Source organism: Acidovorax sp. LjRoot74 (assembly GCF_964254355.1).
In the GTDB taxonomy this organism is placed as follows: Bacteria; Pseudomonadota; Gammaproteobacteria; order Burkholderiales; family Burkholderiaceae_C; genus Acidovorax.
The window spans coordinates 2745003-2766039 of record NZ_CAXUTI020000001.1; the positions used below are offsets into that span (position 1 = coordinate 2745003).

Here is a 21037-nt window from a genome sequence, read left to right on the forward strand (position 1 = left end):
TCACCCTAGCCTGGGGGGCCGCAAGGAAAGCCAGGACGCGGATTAGTCGGAAAGTGCCGCGTTTCAGGAAAAACCCCGACAGCCAGCGAGTGGGCTTCACGGACGGCGTGCAGAAGTGAGTGATTCACCAATGCGGGCCTGGCCCTGACCTTTCACCACGGCGCTGGCACCCCTACAACCGAGGAACCGACATGGCCGCACTATTGACCCTGGACGAAGCGAAGCTGCACTGCCGCATTGACCACGACGACGAAGACGCTCTGCTGGGCGCGCTGATCGCCACCGCCACCACCGCCGTGGCCGACTACATGAACGTCACCAGCGTGGACAGCACTGCCGCCGCTCCGGTGAAGTCTGCCGCGCTGCTGCTGGTGGGCACGCTGTACGAACACCGGGAGAGCGTGAGCGAACGCCCGTTCAGCAAGAACCCGGCTTTCGAGGCTCTGCTGAACCCCTATCGGGTGCATTCATGAAGGCGGGCGACCTTGACCAGCGCGTGACGGTGGAGCGCTACACAAGCACCGAGGACGAGCTGGGCCAGCCCATCGAGTCCTGGGCGCCCCTGTTCACCTGCTGGGCCGCCGTGGAGCCGTTGACGGGCCGGGAGTACCTCGCCGCTCAAGCTGCTGTCAGTGAGGTGACGGCCCGCATCAGGATGCGGTTTCGCCCATGGATGACCGCTCAGGATCGCGTGGTCCACAACGGCACCACCTACGGCATCGAGAGCCTGGTGGATGTGCGCTCAGGCAATCGGGAGCTGGTGTTGATGTGCAAGGCGGTGGGCTAACTGAGTTCCCGGTACAGGTTGGCCCAGTGCACGCTGGTCACGCGGGATCTGTCTTCGATGTAGCGCCGTGCAAATTCGTCTGACACCTGGGTGTCCCATTCCCGAAATTTCTCCGGTGAACCGGCCACATCGAACAGGTGAGCCCTGGCAAAAGCAAGGCACTCATCGTGCCGCGAGTTGAAACCAGAGGCATGGAGCACGCCCGCAACCATTTCAGTCTTTGTCATCTGTCGTCCTCGATTCCTTGGGATGGTATCGCGGACGATTTCGCCTCACAAATGCCTTTTTGCATGCACACGGACTGCACACGCTAGCCATGAAACCCGCATGGATGTTGGCTAATCGCAACTATCCATCATGGGGGCGATGGACATGCGCCAGGGGCTGTATTGGTGCGGGTTTCCTTGCTGCGCAAGGCTTTGGGCGGTGTTCTCGGTCATTTCGGCGTTGTCTGGTTTTCCATCGTTTGGCCCCGTTTTTCCCGGTTTTTGGTCTGGCGGTGCTACAGTGAGTGCTACAAATTTGGGCTTGTAGCACCGCACCACATGGGCACTATCACTGCGCGCAAGCGCGCCGACGGCACGACCTCTTACACCGCGCAGATCCGCATCAAGCGGGATGGCAAGGTGATCCACAGCGAGGCGCAAACGTTCAGCCGCAAGGTGCTGGCCGAGGAGTGGAAGCGGCGCCGGGAGTCGGAATTAGAGGCGGTGCGCGCCAGCGGGAAACCCTTGGTCAAGGGGGTAACGCTGGAAACGTTGATCGCGGATTATGTCAGCGCGGCCAAAAACGTGACCACCTGGGGGCGTAGCAAGACTGCAGATGTGAACCGGCTCAAAACCTCAGACATAGCCGCCAGGGATGCCACCAAACTGACCGCGCAGGACTTTATGGAGCATGCCCGGCTGCGGCGGTCTGTGGATGGAGCGGGACCGGCCACGGTGCTCAACGACTTGATCTGGCTGCGCCAGGTGCTGATGCACGCAGCTGTGGCGCGTGACCTGCCGGGGCCGCTGGTGGCGCTGGATAGGGCGCGTGAGGAGCTGCTGCGCGTGCGGGTTGTGGCCAAGTCGCGGCAGCGGTCGCGCAGGCTGGCGGCAGATGAGGAGGCCAAGCTGCTGGCCTATTTTGAAAGCCGCGACGCGCGGGCTGAGATACCGATGGCCGACATCATGCGGTTTGCGCTGGCCACCACGCGGCGGCAGGAGGAAATTTGCACCCTGCGCTGGGCCGATGTGGACAAGGACAACGGCGTGGCCTGGCTGGATGATGTGAAGCACCCCCGCCACAAGAAGGGCAACCGGCGTAGCTTCCGGCTGCTGGCGGCGGCGATGGAGATTATTGAGCGGCAGCCCAAGGCGACGGGCAAGGCGGCTGCGCTGGTGTTTCCGTACAACCCAAAGTCAGTGAGCGCGGCATTCACCCGGGCGTGCAAGCTGTTGGGGATTGAGGGCCTGCATTTTCATGACCTGCGGCACGAGGCCACAAGCAGGCTGTTTGAGCGGGGCTACTCGATACAGGAGGTGGCCCAGTTCACGTTGCATGAAAGCTGGGCCACCTTGAAACGTTATACGCACCTGCGGCCTGAGAATGTGCCAGAGCGTTAAGGGTGGCAGGAGCTAGGCTTTCCTACTCCAGAGTGATGCGAATGCCTGGTTCGTCTCGCTCAGACAGGCAGGGTACCTTTTGAATGCGCAGGCGAAGGTTGCTGACTTTATGCAACTGCATGCCCATCAGGTTTTCCCTTCGTGAATCATCCCAGCTCATGGTGAGGCCTGCGGGCGAAAGAAGCGCTGCCATTTCTTCGCTTGAGAGATTGGTTGCCTTCGAAAAATCGCTGAATTGTTGTTTGCGATCACTCGGGGTCATGGCGTGGCGCGCTACATTCATGCGGCATTGTCGCCTACAGCGGGGTGGCCGCTGTTTGCATGCGCTCCCAGTCCTTGCGGGCTTGTTCCTTCGCGGCGTCGAGGTGGGTGGCCAGCTGGTGCGCGTCCACCAGCCACGGGCTCTTTTGCGAGCCGATGCGGAAGGCGGGCACGGGCAGGCGCTGGCGGCCGGCGTACTCCTCGGCCTTCTTGGGGGTCAACCCGAACAGGCTGGCGCACTTTTCCACTGGGATCTGGGCCGTGCCGTATTCGGCCATGAGGGCGAAAAAGGTGTTCATGCTGCTTGCTCCTCATCCGGCGGCGAAAACTCCCAGTTGCAGGGAATCGCGGGGCGGTCTGCGGTGCCCCACTGGCTGGCCAGCCAGCCCGCGCACAGCTTGGGCGTGCCGTCCGCGTAGCGGTCCACGTGGCAGGCAAAGGGCTTTTGCTCCAGCACGGCCTTGGTCACGTCTGCCATGGTCTGCAGGCAGCCGTTGGGCACGGTTCCCGGGCGGAAGGCGCAGGACTTGCAACGCTCGTCGGGCTCGCCCTCGGCCACGAGGTGGGCAATGATGGGCTCCACCATGCGCACCCACTGGGCGCCGATGGCGCGGCCCTCGGGGCTGACTCGGCTGTGGTCTTTGGTGGGGTCGGTCATTGGCCGTCCTTTTGTCGGGTGGCCAAGGCTGCGTTCACGAACGCGCGTTCAAACTCATTCAGGTATCGGATGGGCAGCCCCCTGCGCTGAAGCTCCCACAAGCCGTAGCCAGTCATTACTAGCTCTGCAGTCGGGTCGAGTTCTTCAAGGAGTGGGATGCGATTGATCGCGGTTGGCGTGGCTGCTCCCGCAGGCTGGGCCTTAGCTGCACGCCATCCGGCCAAGATGTATTCGGTGGGGCTGGCGTCGTCGCTGGCGCTGGTTCGAGCGGAGCGAGCAATCTTTCGCAACTCGTCGCCGCTCGGCAGCGCTCCAGCAGGCTGTGAGGACACCTTCACAAAGCGCTGCGCCCACTGGGTCAGGTGGTCAGCCCACCATGCGCTGCTGCCGATGATGGTGTCGTCTGGCATGTTTCGCTGCACCCACTCGCGGAACCCATGGGCGTCGAATGCGGCTCCCGCAGGCTGGGCTCGCAGTGCTTCGACTTGGGCGTCATTTGCAGGCGCAGCCGCCATGGTCCCCATCAGGTCGTACACCTCGGCGGTCCAAGCGCCGTAGGCCTCGGCCAGCACGGCATTCATCGCTGGCCGTCGATTCAGGATGTCGGCCAGAAGTGCGACGTTGCCCTGGGCGTGCTGGTGGGCTGCGTGCAGCCGGTCCACGCGCCGCAGGTTCTCGGTGGTGGTTGAGCCTTCTCCATTGATGCATGCGTTCAGTGCTTCAATGGTCCGCTGCTGCTCGTTGAGCAATGCGTGCTGGCGGCGCAGGTGGGTGGCGGCGTCTTTCAGCGGCTGTGGGTTGAACCCGTAGGCGGGAAGTTGGCCCGCAAAAGAATCAAGCCCTTCGGCGTGTGCCAGCGCTTCCGGCAGTTCTGCCGCTCCGGTGGTGTTGGTCATGGCTGGTCTTTCGTTTCTTCAAAGCTCGCAAGGTCTGGTGCCAAAACCTCGCACCAGCACATGCCGGGCGCCTCCACTTTGGCGAACTGATGCCATGCACGCGGGTCGCCTGGGTAGCGCTTGGCGCCCATGTAAACCAGGCGCTCGGGCTGGCCTATCCAGTTGTAAAAGCCGCCGACTGATGGTGTGATTGCTTGCCTTTGGGGTGCGGTGTTCATGGCTTTCAGCCCTCTCTCGGTGTGTGAAGTTCCCTGATCGCATCGGCCGCATAGGCCAGTTCGCGGGCGCGGCGCAGGGCGTCGGCGATCAGTGCCTCGGCGTTGCGCTTGAGGTCGCGGATGACGTGGCGCTCAGGGTTGTCCAGGCCGATGCCGTTGTCCATCGCTCGCACGGCGGCCAATGTCTCGACGGCAGCGTCGGCAAGGCTTTGCTGGTTGCTCATGCCGCCACTCCATAAATCTGCGCCTCGTGCCCAAAATTCGCCCGCACCAGCGCCTCGGCCTGGGTGGTGGTATCGCTTTGTTCGCATAGACCGTAAGAGCTGCTGCAGCCTCCGGTACCGTCGTTTTCCACCTCGTCCAGCAGGTTGAACTGCTTGCCGCCCCGGCTGGTCTTGGACCACTCCACGCGGGCCCAGACGTTCAGATCGGCAAACACTTCTCGGCGGTCGCGGGCAGTGTGGCTGTCGGCAAAGAATGTGGAGAACCCGCGCTTGCTGCACATGCTGACGATCCATTCCCAGTCGGCAATGCGCTCCAGGTGGTGGGGCCAGCGGGCGGCGATTTCGCGCAGCTCCTCTTTGCGGCAGTTGATGCAGGGCATGCAGCCCACGCGGCCCATGTTTTGCAGGTACAGCGGGTTGGGCTTGATGCCCCGGGCTCGGGCAAAGTCAAATACCTGCTGTGCAGTCCATGCCGCGATGGGGCGGAAGATCCACAGGCCGCCGCCGACGCGTTCGTACAGCTTGGCATTGCGTCGGGCTTCTGATTCGTCGCGGCGCACGCCCTGCCAGCTGATGACGCGGTGGCCAGCCTCCATTAGCTCCAGCTGGTACTCCACGGCCATGTTGCGTTTCAGCTCTTCGGTGCAGAACTGCGCCTTACGGCTGGGGAAGCGGCCCTTCCACATGCACAGGTCGAGGAACGGGTTGCCGCTGGGGTACATCACAGCCAGGGCGCGGCGCTTGGCCTTGTTGGACCAGCGTAGCTTGCGGCCTTTGCGGTCGCGCCCAGTGCGTGTGTCTCGGGCGATGAACATGCGCTTGGCTGCCAGCTGCCGGGTGAAGTCGGCCTTGAGGCGGTTGATCTTGATGCCGAGGGTGGCTTCCAGATAGTCCAGGTAGGTGTAGACCTCTTCGTGTTCGTTGCCGGTGTCGCAAAAGATGGCGCGGATGGAGTTGGCTGGGCAGTTCTCCAGGGCGATCAGTAGCGTGGCAAGGCTGTCCTTGCCAGAACTCACCGATACGACGTGCATTGTTCGGCTCATGCCCCGCACGTCTCCACATGGGCGCTCATCGCCAGCTCAGGCCGCAGCGCTCGCTCCATGCTGGCCGTGCCCACATCGCCGCGCCGCAGCTGGTACTCCAGCTCCAGCGCGCCAGCGGCCAGGCTGGATTCGGATAGGCGGGGTAGCAGGCGCTCGATGGCGGCCAGGCCGCTGGTGATGGCGCCGCGCTGCTGCTTGAGTGCGGCGGGCGTTGCGGCCACATCGGCCAGGGCATTGGCGGTGCCCAGCAGGATGCGGGCCTCGGGGGTGTCGCCAAGGCCGTGCAGGCCTGTGGCATGCGCCACGGTGAAGATAAGGCGGCCCATGGCGTCGGCCAGCTGGGCGGTGTCGTCGCCCATGTAGGCGTGAATGCCAGCGCGGGTTCGCAGTTCGCGCACTTCGTCCATGATGCGGGAGCGCACCAGCGCTTGGGCAATGCGGTTGTGCGCCAGGTCATTCTCGGTGGCGCGGGTGCCGTGTGGTGTGTAGCGCTGGCCGTGCTTGAACTTGGCGGCGCGTTTTTGTTCGCGGTTCATGGCTGGGGTACCTCTTGAATGCGTCCATCGGGGTAGTGCAGCCGGTTGCCCACGCGGCTGGGCAGCGCGAAGGCTGCAAAGCGGCCATCGGTCAGGCCGGAGTTGCGGCCCAGCTCGGGGCAGGGGTAGGCGCCGCTGCGCAGCATGTCGCTGCGGTCGCGGCTGGCTTGATCGATGCGGGCGGCTTCTGCCTGGCGGCGGGCGGCTGCTGCGGCCAGGGTGGCGGCGCGCTTTTGCATGTGGGTCTGGTGGCGGGCGTCGAAGCTGCCGGGCTTGGGGGTGGGGTGGGTCATGGCAGCTTCCTGAATTCGACTGCCCACACCCAGGGGTTGGCGGCCCAGCTGGCTGGGCCGTTGATGGATTCCCACAGCGCGCGAAACATGGTGCGCGGGACCGTCTCGCCTGGGACGCTGGTCATGGGGCAACCGATAGCGGACGGCAGTGCGCCGCAGCCTTCGGCAACGCAATCGGCGTCGCTGATGTCTTGCAAGCGCTCCACGCGCACGCGGGTGATTTCCAGGGTGATGCGGCTGGCCCAGCGGGGCATGTGGATGCTTGGGCGCCAGCCTTTTGCTCCTTCGCCAAAAGTCGCTGCGTATTCGATGCGGCGGCACTCGGCTTGATCGGGGACGTATTGCGCGACGCCGTACGTTGTGCAGTCGTCCCACGGGGCGCTGGTCTTCACGATGCCGCGCCACGTCTCGCGCACCCAAAGACGGTCGCCGGGCTGGCCGTAGTGGCATCCTTTACCCATTCTTTCGAGCTGGTATTGCAGTGCAGCGGGGTGGCCATCCCAGGTTGTGATGGTGTTGTCGGTAACCATTTGAGGTGCTGGCTTCACCACCCGCCGCGTCTGCGTCTTGCTGCCATCCAGCAGCGCGCGGACCATGGTCCCGCTGAAAAGGATGGGGCGTTCTTTGCTCATGCCGCCACCTCGCCGTGCACCCCACACTGCGCCGTCAGCACCCGGTACCGCTCCAAAAACGCATCGCGGTGGTGCCGCCAGCTCATGGCGGCGCGCACGGGGCTGTTGAGGTCCACGTTGTCCAGCGGCCGCACTTCGGCGCCGGGGGTGTCGATGACGGGCCAGAGCTTGTTGCGCTGGGGGTCATAGGGCATGAGGTCGCGGCGCTCGGTGGCCAGGGCGGCCAGGTCGGCATGCTTGACGGCGCCCTTGTAGGCGGCGTGTGCGGTCTTGAGGTGGTACTGGGTGCGCACCAGGGCGGCCAGGGGATTCTCAAACTCCAGCCAGGCGGCGCCCAGGGCCCATTTGACGGGGCTGGCGGCGTCGCCGCTGAGGCATTCGTGCGCGTCGTGCATGAGGCCCAGGCGCTGCGCATGGTGGTCGAAGCCCTGCGCGGCCAGGATGTCGGCCACCAGCAGGCTGTGCTCTGCCACGCTGTAGGGCCGAGCGGCGTGGCCGGTGTAGCGGTTGATCTGCGCGAGGCTGTGGGCAATGACCTCGATGCGCGGCACCTTGCCGTGCACCAGCAGGTGGATGCCGGATATGGGCTGGTCGGTGCCGTCTTGGGTGACGATCCAGGGGGCGGTGGTTGCAGTCATGGCTTCACTTCACGTTGCTGAAATCGGCTTGCATCACTACCTTGATGGGGATGCCGAAGTCTTGGGCGGCGATCTTTTCCAGCGCGGAACAGATGGCTTCGTAGTGATTGGTGGTGGGCTGGTTGGTCTTGATCAGCGCCTGGGTTGCCTCGGCCAATGCGCGGCGGTCGGGTGCGCTGCTCATGTCGTTGCGCACTCGATTGGGGTGGTGGGCCGGGCCGTTGGCAGCGCCAGCAAATACACCGCCTTGAAGTGGTCGGCGGCTGCGGTGCCGAAGGGGTAGGGGCAGGCGTCGTTGATGCTCTGGCCCTTGCCTGCCGCTTCGGTGGCCTGCTTTTCGATGGCGGCTTTGCTGACGATCATGGGAATGGCGGGGTTGTTGGATGCGAATACGAGCTGGCTCACGCTGTGGCCGCCTCGGTGTTTGCAGTGCTGGCCCCCGCCCGGCGCGGCAGCAGCCGCAGGCGCAGCACGCGGCCGCGCAGTTCGGGCATGGGTGGGTGGGATTGCGGGCCGGGGTGGGCGCGCAGGCGTTCCAGCGCCACATCCAGCGGGGTGCCTGCGGTGAGGTCGCCGCGGTGGGCCGTCCAGAAGTCTTGGGCCTCGGGGCCTGTCCACTGCACGCGGTAGGCCTCCTTGATGTCTTTGCCGGTCTGCGGGTTGCGGCCCAGGTTGTCCACCAGCACCAGTTCCAGGCGGAACGCGCCCGCGCTGTCTTGGTCCACGGTGGGGCGCTGCTTGCTCATGAAGAGGGTGCCGGTGTGGTGCATGGTGGTATGAAATTGATAGCTAAGAACCCAAGCCCATCAGGCGGGCGCGCAGGCTTTGATTGCAAACACGACGACCAGCACCAGCGCCACTACGCCCAGGGCGAAGCCCAGCAGCTCCATGGCGCTGGCGGGTTCGTCGCCCAGTGGGTCGGTGGTGGTGGGCGCGGGCAGCTCGCAGGCCTGCGGGCAGGGGCACGCGGTGCGGCCCTGGTGGCAGTGGTTGGCTTTGCACGCGGGCAGGGCGGGGCGCTGGCGGGTGCGGCGCTCGGCGGGCTGCGCGGTGGTGTGGGTGGGGTTGTTCATCGCAGCCATCCCAGCAGCACGGCGGCGCCCAGGCCCAGCATGAAGCCGGTCACAGTGCCTTGCCACCAGCCCACCGTCCAGGCCGCGTCGGCGTTCTGGCTGCGCAGGGTGGGCAATGCGGTGGGCTTGCGCAGGTGTTGGTGTGCGGGGTTCTTCATGCCAGCACCACCGTGGTGATCGGGGCGGCCGTGGCTGCGTGCACGCCGTGCAACTCCATGGCGTCAATGCAGGCCATACCCGCGCTGGAGGCCATGGCGATGAATTCCAGGCCCGCGCAGCGCACCAGATAGGCGTGCAGGGTGGGCCGGGTCACGCAGCGCCCCTTGCTTGCCGCAGCATCGCTGTGAAGTAGATCGCGCAGCGCTCGCCATGCTCGGCGGTTGCGGCAGCGCGGCATTCTTCTGCCGTCATGAACGCGGTCGGGTCTGTGCGGTAGTTCTCTTCCCAGAGGGTGAAGGCGTCTGCGAAGGCGCGCATGGTGTCGTGCGCGACCGCTGGAATGTTGGCGGTGAAGGACAGGGCCTTTTTGGCGTCTTCAACCAGACTGGCGAGCATCCCGGGGCCGATGGTTTCGGCGGCGGGGTTCAGGTGCTCAACACGGTGCGCGAGCTTGAGCAGCGCTTCGATGTTGATGTTGCCCGCAGCGGGCTGAGTGGTGGTCTGCATCGTTCCTCCAGGGCGCCGGGGTGGCGCGTGGAGGGAATATCACATACGTGATTCTTCTTGTCAATACAAACGTGATATTTCGTGCCGAATTTGTGTTTTGCCCTCTGAAACCAGGGTGCTATGCTGCAATCAGTAACAGTTGGAGGGGCTGATGGGCAGCAACGATGCTTGGGCTGAAGCGCTGGATGAGGCTGAATCACCAGAGCGCCGCGACAAGGGCCTGTGGGCCCGGTGCTTCGCTGAGAGTGGCGGTGATGAGGCCAAGGCTAAGGCGGCCTATGTGTCGGCTAAGGTGGCGGCAGTCACGCCAGTAGCTGCGCCAGCGCCGCGTCCTGTGCGTGACGGGTATTGCCCGAACTGCGGGGAGGACTGCAGCATTCATGCCCTCAGGTGTACCAACTGCAGTACGGAATTCACGGGCGACGGCCCTAGGCCGGTGGCAAAGCACCCGCAGCCACCGCCTGACGCGCCGCTGCGCCAAAGCGGCACGCAGCTGGTGAAGTCAGCCAAGAGCCGAGGCATTTACATCATCCTGGGCCTGTTCTTCGGCTTGCTGGGGGTGCACAACTTCTATGCCGGACGCCTGGGCATCGGCCTGGCTCAGCTGCTCATCACGTGCATCCTGGGCTGGTTCGTGGTCGGGCTGTTCATCACCGCCATTTGGGTGCTGATTGAGCTTTTCACCGTCACGAAGGATGGCGCTGGCGATGCTTTTGCATAGGCCGCAGGCTTGCCATCGATCAAGCTGCGGTAATTTAAGCCTTTACTTTCCGCGCCAGCTGCGGAAACATAAAGATACGGGCCGTGGTAACTAAGCGGCCCGCTTTGCTTTGGAGCCCACCAGCGCTTGAATGTGCGCGCCGATCTCTTCGGCCTGGTCGGGTTTGCGTGCCACGGCTGCCAGCATTTCTGCAATAGCGGCCCGCCTAACGTCGTCTATCCCGCTCAGCAGTGTCCCGATCTGGGTGACGTGGTGGGCGATGTCGTTCTTGATGCCCCTGGGTGGTAGGTAGTCGGCCTGCACATCCTGGATGGCGTGGCCACGGATGTCGGCATCGGCAAGCCGTGAGCCTTTGCCGGACTTCAACCACTCTGCATTGACGCCCACAGCCCTGGCAATGGCCAGCAGCTCGCGCGGGTTCTTGCGGATGCCGCCTTCGATGTTGGCGATGGTGCCCTGGGTGACGCCTGCTTTTTTGGCGAGTTCATCCTGGCGCAGCCCTGCGGCTTCGCGTGCGCTTTTGAGTCGTTCGGCTATGGTTATCACCGATGTGATTGGACAGGATCGGTCTAACACGTTGGTATTTGCCGAAATATCACGATCGTGATTTAATGCGGCCATGGAATCACTGCAAAGAGCCATCACGATCCTCGGTGGTCAGGTGCACCTCGCCGAGGCGCTGGGGGTAGTCCAATCGGCTATTTCCGGATGGCTGAAACGCGGCAAGGTGCCCGTGAAGTACTGCGCGGCCATCGAGCGGGTAACCCAGAACCAGGTTACCCGGCGTCAACTTTGCCCCGACGACTGGCAAGACATCTGGCCCGAGTTGGCCGAATCCCGATCCATCACACCCGCCGCGCAGGCCATCCAAGCGCCTGCAGCTATCAATTCCGAAGCGCTCCACACGGGGCAGGAGGTGGCCCATGTCTGACGCACAGAACGCCCCATGTGCTGGCGCAGCTGAGCTGCCATGCTTCACGCCGCTAACCACGAAGGTGGGCATGGCAGCAGCCAAGGCCGTCGGCATCGACCCAGGCAAGGTCGTGGATGTCAACTTCGAATTTGGCCCGCCTGGGCATGCGTACGTGGTGGCTCGGTACCCGCTGGACGATGCAGCTATGGCGCGAGTGCTGGAGGCGCTGGCGGCTATTCCTGTGGCTGGACAACCTGGTGCCGTGCCAACAACGACGGATGTTTTTGCCGAGCTGAGGGCTATCCGGCTTTTGCTGGAAGGGCTTTCGGACGGCGGTGTGGCCATCCGTACTCGGTCCGCTAACTCGTGAGCTTGTCGATGCGCCGCAACTCCGCCAAGGCGGCTGGAATGAAGGAGTCCAAGGGGTGGCCTTCCAGCCAGCTTTTGGCTGCAGCATCCTGCACTTCGAACATCGGCTCGTACATCTTTCCTGATTCCGAAGGCCGAGCATTGAGCTTGCAAAAGGTCGCCATGTGGCGCTGTTTGGCCTCTTGGCGCAGTTCTTGGGCCAGCGTGCGCACGGTGTTTGCAAAGCTGAGTCGCTGCATTTCTGATTCGTTCATGTCCGCCCTCCTTGGCGATGGTTGTGTGAGAGCGTCCATCGTATGCCAGGGCAGGGCGGGCGCCCATTCCTGTTTTGCCACCCCGCCAGGCCAGCAGCCGCGCTGCCGGGCTACTCCATTCCCATTCACAGGCGCTGTGCGCGCAGGCAAGTGCGCGCAGCTTCGTGCGGTGGCGTGGTGGGGTGCTTTCTCTGTGGGTCATTCGCACACCATGTCGGTCAGTGCCTCCAGCGCGCGCAGCGGGGCGGGTGCCACGCTGCCGGTGGCGCGCATGCGGCTGGCGGCGGTGTCCAGCCATTGGCCCAGGTCATCAATGCTGAGGGTGCCCTGTGCGTCCATCACAAAAAGCATCTGCTGCACCAGCAGCTCCAGCGCAGCCACGCGGTCGGGCAGGGCGTTGGTGGCGGTGGGTGCTGGTGCTGCCGTTGCGCAGCTGGAGGTTTGATTCGTCATGAGAGCAACTGTCTCAATTCCGCGCGGCTTTGCCTATGGCGAAGATGAGCCGCTACCGTCCACCCGGCCCGATGTGCTGGTGGCCGTGGGGGCCATGCTGGAGGGGCGGCTGGAGCGTGTGGCCAAGAGCATTGGCATGTCGCCCAGCACCCTGCAGAAAAAGGTGAGCCTGTTCACTGACACGCATCACCTGTCGGTGAGCGAACTGCAGATGATCCAGCACGCCACGGGCTGCATTGCGCCCACCGAGGTGCTGGCCGCTGCAGAGGGCTATGTGTGCGTGCAGGTCAACCCGGCCCAGGTCACCAGCGTGGCCGAGTTCCTGGCCACGGGCGCGCAGCTGTTTGGCGACCTGGCCAAGGCCATGCAAGAAGAGGCCGGCCACGACCGCCCCGTGACGCCCAACGGCCACAAGCGGGTACAGCACCTGGTGCAGGAGCTGATGGGGCACATCAATGCGGGCAATGCGTTTGTGGCGGGGCGTGTGCCTGCGCGGGTGGGGGCGGTATGACCAGCGCGCGCAAACGCAAAAAGCAGGTGTACCGGGCCATGGGTCGTGTCTTGGCTCGGCGGCACTTTGTGTCTCGCATGGTCCGGCGATTTGTGCGCCGAAAGCTTGTGCTTCCAGTCGTCCGTGCCTTGATGGGGTCGTTCCCGTCGGGTTCATTTTTCTCGGGCCCTGGTGTGGTGGGCGGGCTGTACACGCGCAGCGGTGATGATGTGCAGCGACTGGGAAAGCTTTCCAGCTGCGGCCTTTCTGGCGAGTTTGAGTGCATCAAAGCACCCGCCTCTGGCTGGTGCGCCATCGGTGACCGCGAGTGGAATCTGATGCGCAGGTATGTGCGGGTGGGGGAGTAGAAGCATGCAACTCAACATCACCATCAAAGGCTTCGAGCGTGTGAAGGCGCAGATGGAAGCGCTGTCTGGCGCGCAGCTGCGCGAGGCCGCTGCCAAGGCGTTGAACGACGCGGGCCACCAGGTGCGCCGTGATATGCAGCGCGAACTGACGCAGAGGTTTGACCGGCCGACGCCGTTCATCGTGCGGTCGCCAAAGGTGTTCCAGGCCACGGCCGACGACCTCGTGGTGACGATTGCACCAACGCTACACACAGACAAAAACGCCTTTGTGCGCGGCGGAAAGGTCGGCGTGGATCCGCAGCAGGTTTTGCAAGCACAAGAGTTTGGTGGATTGCGCCGCGACAAGCGCAGCGAGTCTGTCTTGCGTCGCGCTGGCATCCTTCCGGCTGGCTGGCAAACGGCTATACCAAGACAGCCATTTCCCGGCAGCGATGACGGTAACGGAAACCTCAAGGGTCCATTCCTTCGGTCGGTATTGGCGTTTCTGCAGGCATTTGCTGTTGGACAGGGTCATTACGCCAACATGGGTGCTGATGCAAAGGACCGCGTGCGGCGGTATGGCAAAGGCACATTAACAAAAGCCGCTCAAAGGCAGGCTGGGCCATTCCGAGGCCGGGCTTACTTCGTTGCCTATGGGAGGGCCGAGAGTCCTTTCGGCAAGGGGATTGTTCGCAATTCTGGAGGGCTCGCCTATGGAAAGTCTCGAACTGCACATTTGGCGGCGGGTATCTGGGCCAAGTTGGGCGAGGGTAAGGGTGAGCCTCGCCCTGTATTGATGTTCATAAAGCCTGGCAAGGGCTACACGCCGCGAATTGATCTGGATGGTCTGGGCAAGAGCGCAGCTACGCAGGACTACCTGGCGCGGCGGCTGCGGTTTCGAATTCGTCAAGCTGCGGAGGCTCTTGGTGGCTGATCAAGCTCAAAACAATCTGGATGCCGCCCGCTGGGTGGATGCAATGGTGTGCCCGCTGACTTTGGGGGCAGCGCAGGCCCAGGCGGCGGTGCGCGACGGGAGTGCTGGGCGCTCTGTGGGTGGCCCATTCAGCGGCGATGAGGGCGGTTGTCCTTTGAGCGCTGATGAGCTGCGCATCCTGCGGCGCGAGGTGAATGTGATGGGGGGTGTTCTGTGAACCACTATCCCCACCACATTGGTGATTTCAACAATGCGACCCGACATTTAACGTTCGTTGAACGGGCGTTGTACCGGGAGCTGTTGGATTTGTATTACGACACCGAACGCCCGTTGAACGCTGACGTAACGAAGATCGCACGGCGCGTGCTGGCGCACACCGACGACCAGCGCGAGGCACTGCAGGTGGTGTTGGATGAGTTCTTTGTGCTGAGTGAGGATGGTTGGCACAACGACCGTTGTGACCGTGAGATTGCAGAGTTCCATTCAAAAAGAGAGCAGCAAAGCCAAGCGGGGCGGGCATCTGCGGCCAGAAGGAAGCGGGGCGGGCCACCTGCAGCGGGCGCTGCACATCCGTCTGGCGGTGCGCCAACGGGTGGCGGTGGTGCTGCTGGTTCTGGTTCAACGCCCGTTGAACGCCCGTTGAACGGGCGAACCACCAACCAGAACCAGAACCAGAACCATATAAAAGAGACTTCGTCTCCAAAAGCCGACGACGGTGCAACGCCCGTTCCATCGACCGTGCAACCGGCAGACAGCACGGTGCCGAAGTCGGAGGGCGAGTGGGCTGTGCTGTTCGGCTCGGAGTTCGGCGTGGAGGTGGACCACACCGACCTGCAGGACCGAAAGAAGTTCTGGCCCAAGGCGAAGGCGTGGGTATCGGCCGGCGTGACGCTGGGCCAGATGCGCGCAGCCGTTGCCAAGGCGCGGGATGAAGCCACCGAGGGGATTGCGTACCTGCCTGCGTACGTGGACAGGGTGCTGGCCACCATGAGCGCCCCGCCGCCTGAGTCCCGCACCGAGGCGGCAGCGCGTGCCCGCATGCAGCAGGCCGCGCCCCTGGCTGCAGCTCAGGCTCCATCGCACGTGGCGCCCGCTGCCATGGCTGATGGGTACCAGTTTTTCAAGGAGCAGGCTGCAGGTGCACGCGCGCTGCTGCCGGTGGCGGAGGTGGCCCATGCATGACCAGGCCCCCGACTTCGTTGTGCAGATCCATTCGGCCCTGGCCGTGCGCTACGGCCGCCGATGGCTGGCCATGTGGGCAGGGCTGGACATGGAGCTGGTGCGCGCCGATTGGCGCCGTGTGCTGCGCGACTATGCGGCCAACCCCACGGCGGTCATGCATGCCCTCGACAACCTGCCGGAGCATGTGCCCACGGCTTCGGACTTCCGCACGCTGTGCGCATCAGGCCCGCGCCCTGCTTGGCAGCCGCTGCCGCCGCCTGTGACCAGTGCGCAGGGCAAGGCGGTAATGCGTGAGCTGTTGGCTCGACTGCAGGCGCCCAGCGAGACGCAGCCTAAGGCATGGGTCGATGTGATTTTGGACAAGGTGGCCAGGGGCGAACACGTATCGCGCGCAGCCCGAGAGTCGGCTAATGCCGTTCGCGCGCGCCGGTGGGTGCGCGGGGAGAGCGAGCTTTGATGGCGTCCACCCCCTTCCCCTGCGAACACTCCATGGGTGTTGTTTCAGCACCACGACTCCCCCCCGTCTCGGGTCCTCCCCCTCACCCCCCAGGTGCGGGTAATTCGAGCCGCCCTGTCGGACTGTTGCGGGTGAGTGCTAAGGGGGTTAAGTGAATATGGTGTATGGCTTTGATGCTACGTTGTTGATAGCAATTGAGGGGTGCAAGTGAAAGTTTTGCCGGTGCTCGACCAGGTGATATCGCAGGCTGAGTTCGCCCAGATCATTGGGGTGAGCGAGGCGCGCGTGTCGCAGATGGTGAGCGAAGGCTTGATTGCCCGGGGCGATACCGCTGCGGGCTGGGTGGTGGCCTATTGCGAGCGGCTACGTGACCAGGCGGCAGGGCGGCTGGGCGAGACCTACGGCCTCGACCTGGTGCAGGAGCGCGCGGCCCTGGCCCGTGAGCAACGCGAAGGCCAGGCGATCAAGAACGCCATCGCACGGCGCGAGTACGCCCACGTGGGCCTGCTGGCTGACGTGCTGGGCCAGGCAGCCAGCGCGGTGGTGGACCGCTTCGACCAGTTGGAGGGCACCCTGCGCAAGGCCTGCCCCGATCTGCCCGACGAAGCCAAGACCGCAGTGCTGCAGGTGATCGCCTCGGCCCGCAATGAGTGGATCCGCGCCACCGAGCGGCTGGTGGCTGACAGCGTGGACGCCATGCTGGCCGAGGGTGCCACCGAGGAAGAGCCCTACAGCGAGGGCTTGTCCACATGACCACCATGCCCATGCTGCACGCCGAAACCGCCGCCGCCATCAAGGCCGCCGTGCGCATGGGCCTTGAGAGCCTGCGGGCAGAGCCGCCCCAGCGCCTGGGCGACTGGGCGCGCGACCACTTCAAGCTGGCAGGCGAAAGCAGCCACCAAAAGGGCGCCTGGGAGGCCTGGGCCTTCCAGGTGGGAATTCTCGATTTCATGAGCGATGACCGCATTGAGGATCTGGCCGTGCGCAAGGCCAAGCGCGTCGGCTACACGAAGATGGTCACCGCCTTCGTGGCCTACAACATCGCCCACCGCCGCCGCAAACAGGCGCTCTGGCAGCCGACCGACGATGACCGCGACAGCTACGTCAAGAGCGAAATCGACCCGCTGCTCGACCCGCTGACCGGCGTGCCCGCCATCAACAAGGCCCGCAAGCTCGACAGGTCCTCCGAGGAGACCATCAAGTTCAAGCCATTCCGCGACAGCGTGCTGCACCTGCTGGGCGGCAAGGCGGCCCGGGCGTACCGCCGCATTACCGTGGCCGTGGCCATCTTGGACGAGTGGAGCGCCTTCGATCAGCAGATCGAGAAATCCGGCGACCCTGGCGGCCTGGCCAAGGGACGCCTGGAGGGCGCGCCATACCCCAAGTTCGTCGGCGGCAGCACGCCGCGCCTGAAAGGCCTGTGCCATGTCGAGCGAGCGTGCGACAACGCCGAGGGCATGGTGCGCTTTCACATCGACTGCCCACGCTGCGGCCTTGAACACCCGCTGATCTGGGGCGGCAAGAACCTCGCCCACGGGTTCAAGTGGACACGCGGCAAGCCTGAGACTGTGCACCACGTGTGCCCACACTGCCGCGCATCCATCACCCAGGCTGACTACCTGGCGGGCGGCGTGCCGCTCGATGGCGCCTGGGTGTGTGAGCGCACCGGCAAGCGCTACGGCCAGGACCGCATCTGGCGCGACAGCAAGGGCATGCCCTGCAACCCGCCGCGCACCCTGGGCGTGCACGTGTGGACGGCCTACAGCCCGCAGCGGGCATGGTCCGATATCGTCACCGAGTTCGAGAACGCCCTGAAGGCGCTGGAGGCTGGCGAGGTCGGCCCCATGCAGCTCTTCGTCAACGAAACCCTGGGCGAGACCTGGGAACTGGCTGGCGAGCGCACCGACGAGCACGCCCTGCAGGCCCGGGCCGAACCCTACAAGCTCTGCACCGTGCCCAAGGGCGGCCTGTACCTCACCGCCGGCGTGGACGTGCAGCGCAACCGGTGGGAAATCACCGTCTACGCCTGGGGGCGCGGCATGGAGTCCTGGGTGGTCGATGTGATCTTCATCGAGGGCAACCCGGCGGTGGACGAAGAGTGGGACGCCGTCACCCACCAACTGCAGCGCCGCTACACGCAAGAATGGCACGGTGGCACCCTGGGCATCAGCGCCACCAGCATCGACTCATCCGACCAGACGCAGGCCGTCTACAACTGGGTGGCCAAGGCCCAGCACATCTTGCCTGGGCTGCGCGCCATCAAGGGCGACGGCAACGAAGCCACCAACATCCTCGGCGCCAGCAGCGCGCAGGACATCAACTGGCGCGGCAAGAAGGTGCCCAACGGCATCAAGCTCTGGCGGGTGGGTGTGGACGCCGCCAAAGACCTGCTGCTCGGCCAGCTCGCCATCGACAAACCCGGGCCGGGTTACGTGCACTTCAGCGACGAGCTGCCGCGCGAGTTCTTCGAGCAGCTCACCGCCGAGCAGCGCGTGCTGGCCAAGATCAACGGCCGCGAGGCCTACCGCTGGATCAAGCGCCGCCCCCGCAACGAACAGCTGGACAACCGCAACTACGCATTGCACGCAGCCATGGCCAGCGGCTTGCACCGCTATGACGACGCCCGCTGGCAAAAGCTGGAGGCCGCCGTGCAGCCCGCAAATCATGATCTATTTGCTACACAAAGCGTAGCAACAAAGCCAGAAGAGACAAGCGCTGCCGAAGAAAAAGCACCCGTGCAGCACAAGCCCAACCCCTTCGCATCGCGCGCCAACCGCAGGCCCACAGCCTCCACCGTCTCATGGTAAAACCCGCCGCCCCAGCCACCACGCCCGCAACACCCCAGCTCGATGGGCTACTGCTCGCCGACGGCCCCACCGCCGACCAGCAAGCCCTGGCCGCCGTGCAGCACAGCGACGATGTTGTGGAGTACACCCTGCGCTGCGTCATAGCCCTGGCGCCTAAGCTCAACGCAGCAGTGCTGCGCGCGGCCGAGGCCCAGGTGCGCGAGGTGTTCGGCGGCGATGAGGTGTGGGTGGGCCGCCGGCCTGACCTTCTGAGCCGCAACGACGCCATCCGCCGCGACTACCTTGCAGGCGAGCGCGTGGCCCTGCTGTCGCGCCGGTACCAGCTCACCCAGCGGCGCATCCTGCAGATCCTCAAAACGTGAAATTTCACCCCTTACAGATTTCACCCCGCCCGGCCTAGATTGCAGCCTGCAACACCACGCGCGCCATGGCCACCACACCCACCACAGAACCCTCCACCGTCAACGCAGGCGACACCGTGCTTTGGCGCCGCACGTTGGCCGACTATCCCGCCAGCGACGGCTGGGCTCTGGCATACACCCTGCTCAGCGCCACGGCCAAGATCAGCATCAGTTCAGCCCCCGACGGCGCCGACCACCTGGTCAACGTGGCCCCTGGCGTTTCTGGTACCTGGGCCGCTGGAGACTACGCCTGGCGCGCCCAGGTCAGCAAGGCGGGGCAGGTGTTCACCGTGGCAGAGGGCCGCATCACCGTGCGCCCCAGCTTCACAGCAGCCACCACGCTCGACACCCGCAGCAGCGCCCGCAAGGCGCTGGAGGCCGTCAAGGCCTACCTGGCCGATGCCAACAACATCAAGGCGTCAGAGTATGAAATCGCAGGCCGCCAGCTGCGGCGCTACACCCTCAGCGAGCTGTGGGCCCACCATGACAGGCTAGTGACCGAGGTGCGCAACGAAGGCGCGGCAGACCGCATTGCCGCAGGCCTACCCAGCAACACCCGTGTTTATGTGAGGTTCGGCCAATGACCAGCATGATCAACCGTGCGCGCCAGTGGCTCAGCCGCACCGTCGCCCCCGCCGACCACCGCACGCGCCGATTCCAGGCCGCCCGCATGGACCGGCTCACCGCCGACTGGATGGCCACTGCGCAGAGCATCAACGAAGAGCTGCGCAGCGACCTCGACGCACTGCGCTCGCGCGGCCGCCAGCTGGGCAACAACAACGACTACGCCAAGAAGTTCGTCGGCATGGTCAAGGACAACATCATCGGCCCCGGGGGTGTGCGCCTGCAGGTGCGCATCGAAGACGCCCCAGGCAAGCCCGACCGCTTGGCCAGCCAGGCCATCGAGCGCGGCTGGAACGAATGGCAAGCCGTCGCCGATATCGCCGGGCACCAGCACTTTCGGGACATGTGCGAAACGCTGGTCGGCGGCCTGCCGTCTGATGGCGAGTTTCTGGTGCGCATGGTGCGCGGGGCTGACGCGGGCAACCGCTTCAACTTCGCCCTGCAGCTCATCGACGTGGACCGCATCGACACCACCTACAACGGCCGCCACGGCGCCAACACCGTCATCATGGGCGTGGAGGTCAATGCCTACCGCCGCCCGGTGGCCGTGCACATCTTTGCGGCCCACCCCAACGACGGCCAGCACAGCAGCCGCCAGCGCATCCGCCTGCCGTTGGACGATGTCATCCACGGCTTCAAGGTAGAGCGACCCGAGCAGCTGCGCGGCATTCCCTGGATGGCCGCAGGCATGCTCAGCCTGCACCACCTGGGCAACTTCAAGTTGGCGGCGCTGCTGGCGGCAGAGCATGGCGCCAACCATTACGGCTTCTTCACCACGCCCGACGGACAGTCGCCCATCGGCGCCCCGGACTCCGCCGGCGGCGAGGCAGTCACCGTCAGCCAGCCCGGGTACTACGACACGCTGCCCACCGGCGTGCAGTTCACGCCCTACGACAGCAAGTACCCCGAGCAGAACTTCGGCCCCTTCGTCAAGACCACGCTGCAGCGCATTGCCAGCGGCTGGGGTGTGGCCTACCACTCCCTGGCCAACGACCTGGAGGGCGTCAGCTTCTCCAGCATCCGCAGCGGCACGCTCGAAGAGCGCGACCGGTGGATGAGCGACCAGCAATGGTTCATCGACGTAGCGCTGGAGCGCATCTACCGCGCCTGGCTGCAAATGGCCCTCCTGTCCGGCGCCATCACCATGCCCAACGGCAGCGCGCTGCCCGCCTCCAAGCTGGAAAAATTCAGCCGGCACGAATGGCAGCCCCGCCGCTGGGAATGGGTGGACCCCAAGGCCGATACCGAGGCCAACATCCTCAAGGTGCGCGCAGGCCTCATGAGCCCGCAGGACCTTTGCAGCGCCATGGGCTACGACTTCGAGGACACGCTCGACGCCATTGCGGCCGCCCAAAAGTTGGCCAAGGAAAAGAACGTGCAGCTACCTGCCTACGACGCACTGCCGGGGGCGGGTGCTGGCGCAGCGGCCGCGCTGCCTGCGCCGTAGCGCCATCGTCACCCCTATGTAAGGCCCGCCCCGTGCGGGCCTTTTGCTGTGTGGTGCGCTGTGCAAGTAGGTGAAATTTCACCCCTTACAAATTTCACCTCACCCC

37 protein-coding genes and 1 pseudogene are annotated in these 21037 nt (G+C 64.7%); 16 read left to right on the forward strand and 22 right to left on the reverse strand.

Annotated features, from left to right (window positions below; genetic code table 11):
- Window positions 1-191: 191 nt before the first annotated feature.
- Both ACSQ3O_RS12795 and ACSQ3O_RS12800 read left to right on the forward strand, forming a co-directional pair.
- Entirely contained in the window at window positions 192-473 is a 282-nt protein-coding gene (locus ACSQ3O_RS12795) for a head-tail connector protein (protein WP_436139129.1), read from the forward strand.
- On the forward strand, window positions 470-787 hold the full coding sequence (locus ACSQ3O_RS12800) for a phage head closure protein (protein ID WP_436139130.1): 318 nt from the start codon (window positions 470-472) through the stop codon (window positions 785-787). Before ACSQ3O_RS12795 ends, ACSQ3O_RS12800 begins: the two co-directional genes overlap by 4 nt.
- Here the strand turns inward: ACSQ3O_RS12800 and ACSQ3O_RS12805 are convergent.
- Window positions 784-1014: a hypothetical protein gene (locus tag ACSQ3O_RS12805; protein ID WP_436139131.1), complete on the reverse strand. Its 231-nt coding sequence runs from the start codon at window positions 1012-1014 to the stop codon at window positions 784-786. The two genes, ACSQ3O_RS12800 and ACSQ3O_RS12805, sit on opposite strands and share 4 nt — an antisense overlap.
- Window positions 1015-1191: 177 nt before the next feature.
- Between ACSQ3O_RS12805 and ACSQ3O_RS12810 the strand changes: the two genes are divergently transcribed.
- Window positions 1192-2394: a tyrosine-type recombinase/integrase gene (locus ACSQ3O_RS12810; RefSeq protein WP_436139132.1), complete on the forward strand. Its 1203-nt coding sequence runs from the start codon at window positions 1192-1194 to the stop codon at window positions 2392-2394.
- A 22-nt stretch (window positions 2395-2416) separates the two neighbouring features.
- Here the strand turns inward: ACSQ3O_RS12810 and ACSQ3O_RS12815 are convergent, their stop codons facing one another.
- Genes ACSQ3O_RS12815 through ACSQ3O_RS12900 form a run of 18 tightly spaced genes read right to left on the reverse strand, consistent with a single transcriptional unit; the run spans window position 2417 to window position 9532 of the window.
- Window positions 2417-2677: a hypothetical protein gene (locus tag ACSQ3O_RS12815; RefSeq protein WP_436139133.1), complete on the reverse strand. Its 261-nt coding sequence runs from the start codon at window positions 2675-2677 to the stop codon at window positions 2417-2419.
- A 13-nt stretch (window positions 2678-2690) separates the two neighbouring features.
- Complete coding sequence (locus ACSQ3O_RS12820) at window positions 2691-2954, reverse strand: pyocin activator PrtN family protein (RefSeq protein ID WP_436139134.1); 264 nt, start codon at window positions 2952-2954, stop codon at window positions 2691-2693.
- The gene (locus tag ACSQ3O_RS12825) at window positions 2951-3313 is read right to left on the reverse strand and encodes a hypothetical protein (protein WP_436139135.1); all 363 of its coding nucleotides are present in this window, start codon (window positions 3311-3313) and stop codon (window positions 2951-2953) included. The genes ACSQ3O_RS12820 and ACSQ3O_RS12825 overlap by 4 nt, the downstream gene beginning before the upstream one ends.
- Window positions 3310-4209 carry a hypothetical protein gene (locus tag ACSQ3O_RS12830; RefSeq protein WP_436139136.1) on the reverse strand — a complete coding sequence of 300 codons (900 nt, stop codon included), beginning with the start codon at window positions 4207-4209 and terminating at the stop codon, window positions 3310-3312. Before ACSQ3O_RS12830 ends, ACSQ3O_RS12825 begins: the two co-directional genes overlap by 4 nt.
- A complete protein-coding gene (locus tag ACSQ3O_RS12835) occupies window positions 4206-4427 on the reverse strand; it encodes a hypothetical protein (RefSeq protein ID WP_436139137.1) in 222 nt (73 codons plus the stop codon). Before ACSQ3O_RS12835 ends, ACSQ3O_RS12830 begins: the two co-directional genes overlap by 4 nt.
- Window positions 4428-4432: 5 nt before the next feature.
- Entirely contained in the window at window positions 4433-4651 is a 219-nt protein-coding gene (locus tag ACSQ3O_RS12840) for a hypothetical protein (RefSeq protein ID WP_436139138.1), read from the reverse strand.
- Window positions 4648-5694, reverse strand: coding sequence for a phosphoadenosine phosphosulfate reductase domain-containing protein (locus tag ACSQ3O_RS12845; protein ID WP_436139139.1), 1047 nt, complete (start codon window positions 5692-5694; stop codon window positions 4648-4650). The genes ACSQ3O_RS12840 and ACSQ3O_RS12845 overlap by 4 nt, the downstream gene beginning before the upstream one ends.
- Window positions 5691-6230: a hypothetical protein gene (locus ACSQ3O_RS12850; protein ID WP_436139140.1), complete on the reverse strand. Its 540-nt coding sequence runs from the start codon at window positions 6228-6230 to the stop codon at window positions 5691-5693. Before ACSQ3O_RS12850 ends, ACSQ3O_RS12845 begins: the two co-directional genes overlap by 4 nt.
- Window positions 6227-6523 (reverse strand): hypothetical protein, encoded by a 297-nt coding sequence (locus tag ACSQ3O_RS12855; protein WP_436139141.1) that lies wholly within the window; start codon window positions 6521-6523, stop codon window positions 6227-6229. The genes ACSQ3O_RS12850 and ACSQ3O_RS12855 overlap by 4 nt, the downstream gene beginning before the upstream one ends.
- Window positions 6520-7155 (reverse strand): hypothetical protein, encoded by a 636-nt coding sequence (locus ACSQ3O_RS12860; RefSeq protein ID WP_436139142.1) that lies wholly within the window; start codon window positions 7153-7155, stop codon window positions 6520-6522. The genes ACSQ3O_RS12855 and ACSQ3O_RS12860 overlap by 4 nt, the downstream gene beginning before the upstream one ends.
- A complete protein-coding gene (locus ACSQ3O_RS12865; RefSeq protein WP_436139143.1) occupies window positions 7152-7793 on the reverse strand; it encodes a hypothetical protein in 642 nt (213 codons plus the stop codon). Before ACSQ3O_RS12865 ends, ACSQ3O_RS12860 begins: the two co-directional genes overlap by 4 nt.
- A 4-nt stretch (window positions 7794-7797) precedes the next feature.
- Window positions 7798-7977 carry a hypothetical protein gene (locus ACSQ3O_RS12870; protein WP_436139144.1) on the reverse strand — a complete coding sequence of 60 codons (180 nt, stop codon included), beginning with the start codon at window positions 7975-7977 and terminating at the stop codon, window positions 7798-7800.
- The gene (locus ACSQ3O_RS12875; protein WP_436139145.1) at window positions 7974-8198 is read right to left on the reverse strand and encodes a hypothetical protein; all 225 of its coding nucleotides are present in this window, start codon (window positions 8196-8198) and stop codon (window positions 7974-7976) included. Before ACSQ3O_RS12875 ends, ACSQ3O_RS12870 begins: the two co-directional genes overlap by 4 nt.
- Window positions 8195-8563 (reverse strand): hypothetical protein, encoded by a 369-nt coding sequence (locus ACSQ3O_RS12880; protein ID WP_436139146.1) that lies wholly within the window; start codon window positions 8561-8563, stop codon window positions 8195-8197. Before ACSQ3O_RS12880 ends, ACSQ3O_RS12875 begins: the two co-directional genes overlap by 4 nt.
- Before the next feature lie 36 nt (window positions 8564-8599).
- Window positions 8600-8866: a hypothetical protein gene (locus ACSQ3O_RS12885; protein ID WP_436139147.1), complete on the reverse strand. Its 267-nt coding sequence runs from the start codon at window positions 8864-8866 to the stop codon at window positions 8600-8602.
- Window positions 8863-9024 carry a hypothetical protein gene (locus ACSQ3O_RS12890; protein WP_436139148.1) on the reverse strand — a complete coding sequence of 54 codons (162 nt, stop codon included), beginning with the start codon at window positions 9022-9024 and terminating at the stop codon, window positions 8863-8865. Before ACSQ3O_RS12890 ends, ACSQ3O_RS12885 begins: the two co-directional genes overlap by 4 nt.
- Window positions 9021-9179 carry a hypothetical protein gene (locus ACSQ3O_RS12895; protein ID WP_436139149.1) on the reverse strand — a complete coding sequence of 53 codons (159 nt, stop codon included), beginning with the start codon at window positions 9177-9179 and terminating at the stop codon, window positions 9021-9023. The genes ACSQ3O_RS12890 and ACSQ3O_RS12895 overlap by 4 nt, the downstream gene beginning before the upstream one ends.
- Complete coding sequence (locus ACSQ3O_RS12900; RefSeq protein ID WP_436139150.1) at window positions 9176-9532, reverse strand: hypothetical protein; 357 nt, start codon at window positions 9530-9532, stop codon at window positions 9176-9178. The genes ACSQ3O_RS12895 and ACSQ3O_RS12900 overlap by 4 nt, the downstream gene beginning before the upstream one ends.
- A gap of 436 nt (window positions 9533-9968) precedes the next feature.
- On the opposite strand from ACSQ3O_RS12900, the gene ACSQ3O_RS12905 reads away from it, so the two are divergent.
- Window positions 9969-10253, forward strand: a complete 285-nt coding sequence (locus tag ACSQ3O_RS12905; protein WP_436139151.1) for a TM2 domain-containing protein — start codon at window positions 9969-9971, stop codon at window positions 10251-10253.
- Between the two features lie 90 nt (window positions 10254-10343).
- Here ACSQ3O_RS12905 and ACSQ3O_RS12910 read toward each other — a convergent pair whose 3' ends face one another.
- Entirely contained in the window at window positions 10344-10874 is a 531-nt protein-coding gene (locus ACSQ3O_RS12910) for a helix-turn-helix domain-containing protein (protein WP_436139152.1), read from the reverse strand.
- On the opposite strand from ACSQ3O_RS12910, the gene ACSQ3O_RS12915 reads away from it, so the two are divergent.
- Window positions 10873-11184: a transcriptional regulator gene (locus tag ACSQ3O_RS12915; RefSeq protein ID WP_436139153.1), complete on the forward strand. Its 312-nt coding sequence runs from the start codon at window positions 10873-10875 to the stop codon at window positions 11182-11184. The genes ACSQ3O_RS12910 and ACSQ3O_RS12915 overlap by 2 nt on opposite strands.
- Complete coding sequence (locus tag ACSQ3O_RS12920; RefSeq protein WP_436139154.1) at window positions 11177-11536, forward strand: hypothetical protein; 360 nt, start codon at window positions 11177-11179, stop codon at window positions 11534-11536. Before ACSQ3O_RS12915 ends, ACSQ3O_RS12920 begins: the two co-directional genes overlap by 8 nt.
- On the opposite strand, the gene ACSQ3O_RS12925 is transcribed toward ACSQ3O_RS12920, so the two are convergent.
- Together ACSQ3O_RS12925 and ACSQ3O_RS12930 are read right to left on the reverse strand one after the other, a co-directional pair.
- Complete coding sequence (locus ACSQ3O_RS12925; protein ID WP_436139155.1) at window positions 11526-11789, reverse strand: hypothetical protein; 264 nt, start codon at window positions 11787-11789, stop codon at window positions 11526-11528. The genes ACSQ3O_RS12920 and ACSQ3O_RS12925 overlap by 11 nt on opposite strands.
- A 198-nt stretch (window positions 11790-11987) precedes the next feature.
- Window positions 11988-12242, reverse strand: a complete 255-nt coding sequence (locus ACSQ3O_RS12930; RefSeq protein ID WP_436139156.1) for a hypothetical protein — start codon at window positions 12240-12242, stop codon at window positions 11988-11990.
- Between ACSQ3O_RS12930 and ACSQ3O_RS12935 the strand changes: the two genes are divergently transcribed.
- The 10 genes and pseudogenes from ACSQ3O_RS12935 to ACSQ3O_RS12980 all read left to right on the forward strand — a co-directional run bounded on the left by ACSQ3O_RS12935 (window position 12241) and on the right by ACSQ3O_RS12980 (window position 20931).
- Window positions 12241-12753 (forward strand): phage regulatory CII family protein, encoded by a 513-nt coding sequence (locus ACSQ3O_RS12935; RefSeq protein ID WP_436139157.1) that lies wholly within the window; start codon window positions 12241-12243, stop codon window positions 12751-12753. The two genes, ACSQ3O_RS12930 and ACSQ3O_RS12935, sit on opposite strands and share 2 nt — an antisense overlap.
- 351 nt (window positions 12754-13104) lie before the next feature.
- Window positions 13105-14013 (forward strand): hypothetical protein, encoded by a 909-nt coding sequence (locus ACSQ3O_RS12940; RefSeq protein ID WP_436139158.1) that lies wholly within the window; start codon window positions 13105-13107, stop codon window positions 14011-14013.
- 213 nt (window positions 14014-14226) lie between these two features.
- Window positions 14227-14475, forward strand: a pseudogene (locus tag ACSQ3O_RS12945) (YdaU family protein); the annotation flags it as partial.
- 276 nt (window positions 14476-14751) lie between these two features.
- Window positions 14752-15195, forward strand: a complete 444-nt coding sequence (locus tag ACSQ3O_RS12950; protein ID WP_436141179.1) for a hypothetical protein — start codon at window positions 14752-14754, stop codon at window positions 15193-15195.
- Window positions 15188-15652, forward strand: coding sequence for a hypothetical protein (locus ACSQ3O_RS12955; RefSeq protein ID WP_436139159.1), 465 nt, complete (start codon window positions 15188-15190; stop codon window positions 15650-15652). The genes ACSQ3O_RS12950 and ACSQ3O_RS12955 overlap by 8 nt, the downstream gene beginning before the upstream one ends.
- A 207-nt stretch (window positions 15653-15859) precedes the next feature.
- Window positions 15860-16405, forward strand: a complete 546-nt coding sequence (locus ACSQ3O_RS12960; RefSeq protein ID WP_436139160.1) for a hypothetical protein — start codon at window positions 15860-15862, stop codon at window positions 16403-16405.
- A complete protein-coding gene (locus tag ACSQ3O_RS12965; RefSeq protein ID WP_436139161.1) occupies window positions 16402-18459 on the forward strand; it encodes a phage terminase large subunit family protein in 2058 nt (685 codons plus the stop codon). The genes ACSQ3O_RS12960 and ACSQ3O_RS12965 overlap by 4 nt, the downstream gene beginning before the upstream one ends.
- Window positions 18453-18821, forward strand: coding sequence for a hypothetical protein (locus tag ACSQ3O_RS12970; RefSeq protein ID WP_436139162.1), 369 nt, complete (start codon window positions 18453-18455; stop codon window positions 18819-18821). The genes ACSQ3O_RS12965 and ACSQ3O_RS12970 overlap by 7 nt, the downstream gene beginning before the upstream one ends.
- 65 nt (window positions 18822-18886) lie before the next feature.
- On the forward strand, window positions 18887-19444 hold the full coding sequence (locus ACSQ3O_RS12975) for a hypothetical protein (RefSeq protein ID WP_436139163.1): 558 nt from the start codon (window positions 18887-18889) through the stop codon (window positions 19442-19444).
- Entirely contained in the window at window positions 19441-20931 is a 1491-nt protein-coding gene (locus tag ACSQ3O_RS12980; RefSeq protein WP_436139164.1) for a phage portal protein, read from the forward strand. Before ACSQ3O_RS12975 ends, ACSQ3O_RS12980 begins: the two co-directional genes overlap by 4 nt.
- Window positions 20932-21037: the final 106 nt, after the last annotated feature.

Coding starts and splice junctions, on each gene's coding strand:
- ACSQ3O_RS12795 (WP_436139129.1), top strand. CDS start 192: ATGGCCGCACTATTGACCCTGGACGAAGCGAAGCTGCACTGCCGCATT.
- ACSQ3O_RS12800 (WP_436139130.1), top strand. CDS start 470: ATGAAGGCGGGCGACCTTGACCAGCGCGTGACGGTGGAGCGCTACACA.
- ACSQ3O_RS12805 (WP_436139131.1), bottom strand. CDS start 1,014: ATGACAAAGACTGAAATGGTTGCGGGCGTGCTCCATGCCTCTGGTTTC.
- ACSQ3O_RS12815 (WP_436139133.1), bottom strand. CDS start 2,677: ATGAATGTAGCGCGCCACGCCATGACCCCGAGTGATCGCAAACAACAA.
- ACSQ3O_RS12820 (WP_436139134.1), bottom strand. CDS start 2,954: ATGAACACCTTTTTCGCCCTCATGGCCGAATACGGCACGGCCCAGATC.
- ACSQ3O_RS12825 (WP_436139135.1), bottom strand. CDS start 3,313: ATGACCGACCCCACCAAAGACCACAGCCGAGTCAGCCCCGAGGGCCGC.
- ACSQ3O_RS12830 (WP_436139136.1), bottom strand. CDS start 4,209: ATGACCAACACCACCGGAGCGGCAGAACTGCCGGAAGCGCTGGCACAC.
- ACSQ3O_RS12835 (WP_436139137.1), bottom strand. CDS start 4,427: ATGAACACCGCACCCCAAAGGCAAGCAATCACACCATCAGTCGGCGGC.
- ACSQ3O_RS12840 (WP_436139138.1), bottom strand. CDS start 4,651: ATGAGCAACCAGCAAAGCCTTGCCGACGCTGCCGTCGAGACATTGGCC.
- ACSQ3O_RS12845 (WP_436139139.1), bottom strand. CDS start 5,694: ATGAGCCGAACAATGCACGTCGTATCGGTGAGTTCTGGCAAGGACAGC.
- ACSQ3O_RS12850 (WP_436139140.1), bottom strand. CDS start 6,230: ATGAACCGCGAACAAAAACGCGCCGCCAAGTTCAAGCACGGCCAGCGC.
- ACSQ3O_RS12855 (WP_436139141.1), bottom strand. CDS start 6,523: ATGACCCACCCCACCCCCAAGCCCGGCAGCTTCGACGCCCGCCACCAG.
- ACSQ3O_RS12860 (WP_436139142.1), bottom strand. CDS start 7,155: ATGAGCAAAGAACGCCCCATCCTTTTCAGCGGGACCATGGTCCGCGCG.
- ACSQ3O_RS12865 (WP_436139143.1), bottom strand. CDS start 7,793: ATGACTGCAACCACCGCCCCCTGGATCGTCACCCAAGACGGCACCGAC.
- ACSQ3O_RS12870 (WP_436139144.1), bottom strand. CDS start 7,977: ATGAGCAGCGCACCCGACCGCCGCGCATTGGCCGAGGCAACCCAGGCG.
- ACSQ3O_RS12880 (WP_436139146.1), bottom strand. CDS start 8,563: ATGCACCACACCGGCACCCTCTTCATGAGCAAGCAGCGCCCCACCGTG.
- ACSQ3O_RS12885 (WP_436139147.1), bottom strand. CDS start 8,866: ATGAACAACCCCACCCACACCACCGCGCAGCCCGCCGAGCGCCGCACC.
- ACSQ3O_RS12890 (WP_436139148.1), bottom strand. CDS start 9,024: ATGAAGAACCCCGCACACCAACACCTGCGCAAGCCCACCGCATTGCCC.
- ACSQ3O_RS12900 (WP_436139150.1), bottom strand. CDS start 9,532: ATGCAGACCACCACTCAGCCCGCTGCGGGCAACATCAACATCGAAGCG.
- ACSQ3O_RS12915 (WP_436139153.1), top strand. CDS start 10,873: ATGGAATCACTGCAAAGAGCCATCACGATCCTCGGTGGTCAGGTGCAC.
- ACSQ3O_RS12910 (WP_436139152.1), bottom strand. CDS start 10,874: ATGGCCGCATTAAATCACGATCGTGATATTTCGGCAAATACCAACGTG.
- ACSQ3O_RS12920 (WP_436139154.1), top strand. CDS start 11,177: ATGTCTGACGCACAGAACGCCCCATGTGCTGGCGCAGCTGAGCTGCCA.
- ACSQ3O_RS12925 (WP_436139155.1), bottom strand. CDS start 11,789: ATGAACGAATCAGAAATGCAGCGACTCAGCTTTGCAAACACCGTGCGC.
- ACSQ3O_RS12935 (WP_436139157.1), top strand. CDS start 12,241: ATGAGAGCAACTGTCTCAATTCCGCGCGGCTTTGCCTATGGCGAAGAT.
- ACSQ3O_RS12930 (WP_436139156.1), bottom strand. CDS start 12,242: ATGACGAATCAAACCTCCAGCTGCGCAACGGCAGCACCAGCACCCACC.
- ACSQ3O_RS12940 (WP_436139158.1), top strand. CDS start 13,105: ATGCAACTCAACATCACCATCAAAGGCTTCGAGCGTGTGAAGGCGCAG.
- ACSQ3O_RS12955 (WP_436139159.1), top strand. CDS start 15,188: ATGCATGACCAGGCCCCCGACTTCGTTGTGCAGATCCATTCGGCCCTG.
- ACSQ3O_RS12965 (WP_436139161.1), top strand. CDS start 16,402: ATGACCACCATGCCCATGCTGCACGCCGAAACCGCCGCCGCCATCAAG.
- ACSQ3O_RS12970 (WP_436139162.1), top strand. CDS start 18,453: ATGGTAAAACCCGCCGCCCCAGCCACCACGCCCGCAACACCCCAGCTC.
- ACSQ3O_RS12975 (WP_436139163.1), top strand. CDS start 18,887: ATGGCCACCACACCCACCACAGAACCCTCCACCGTCAACGCAGGCGAC.
- ACSQ3O_RS12980 (WP_436139164.1), top strand. CDS start 19,441: ATGACCAGCATGATCAACCGTGCGCGCCAGTGGCTCAGCCGCACCGTC.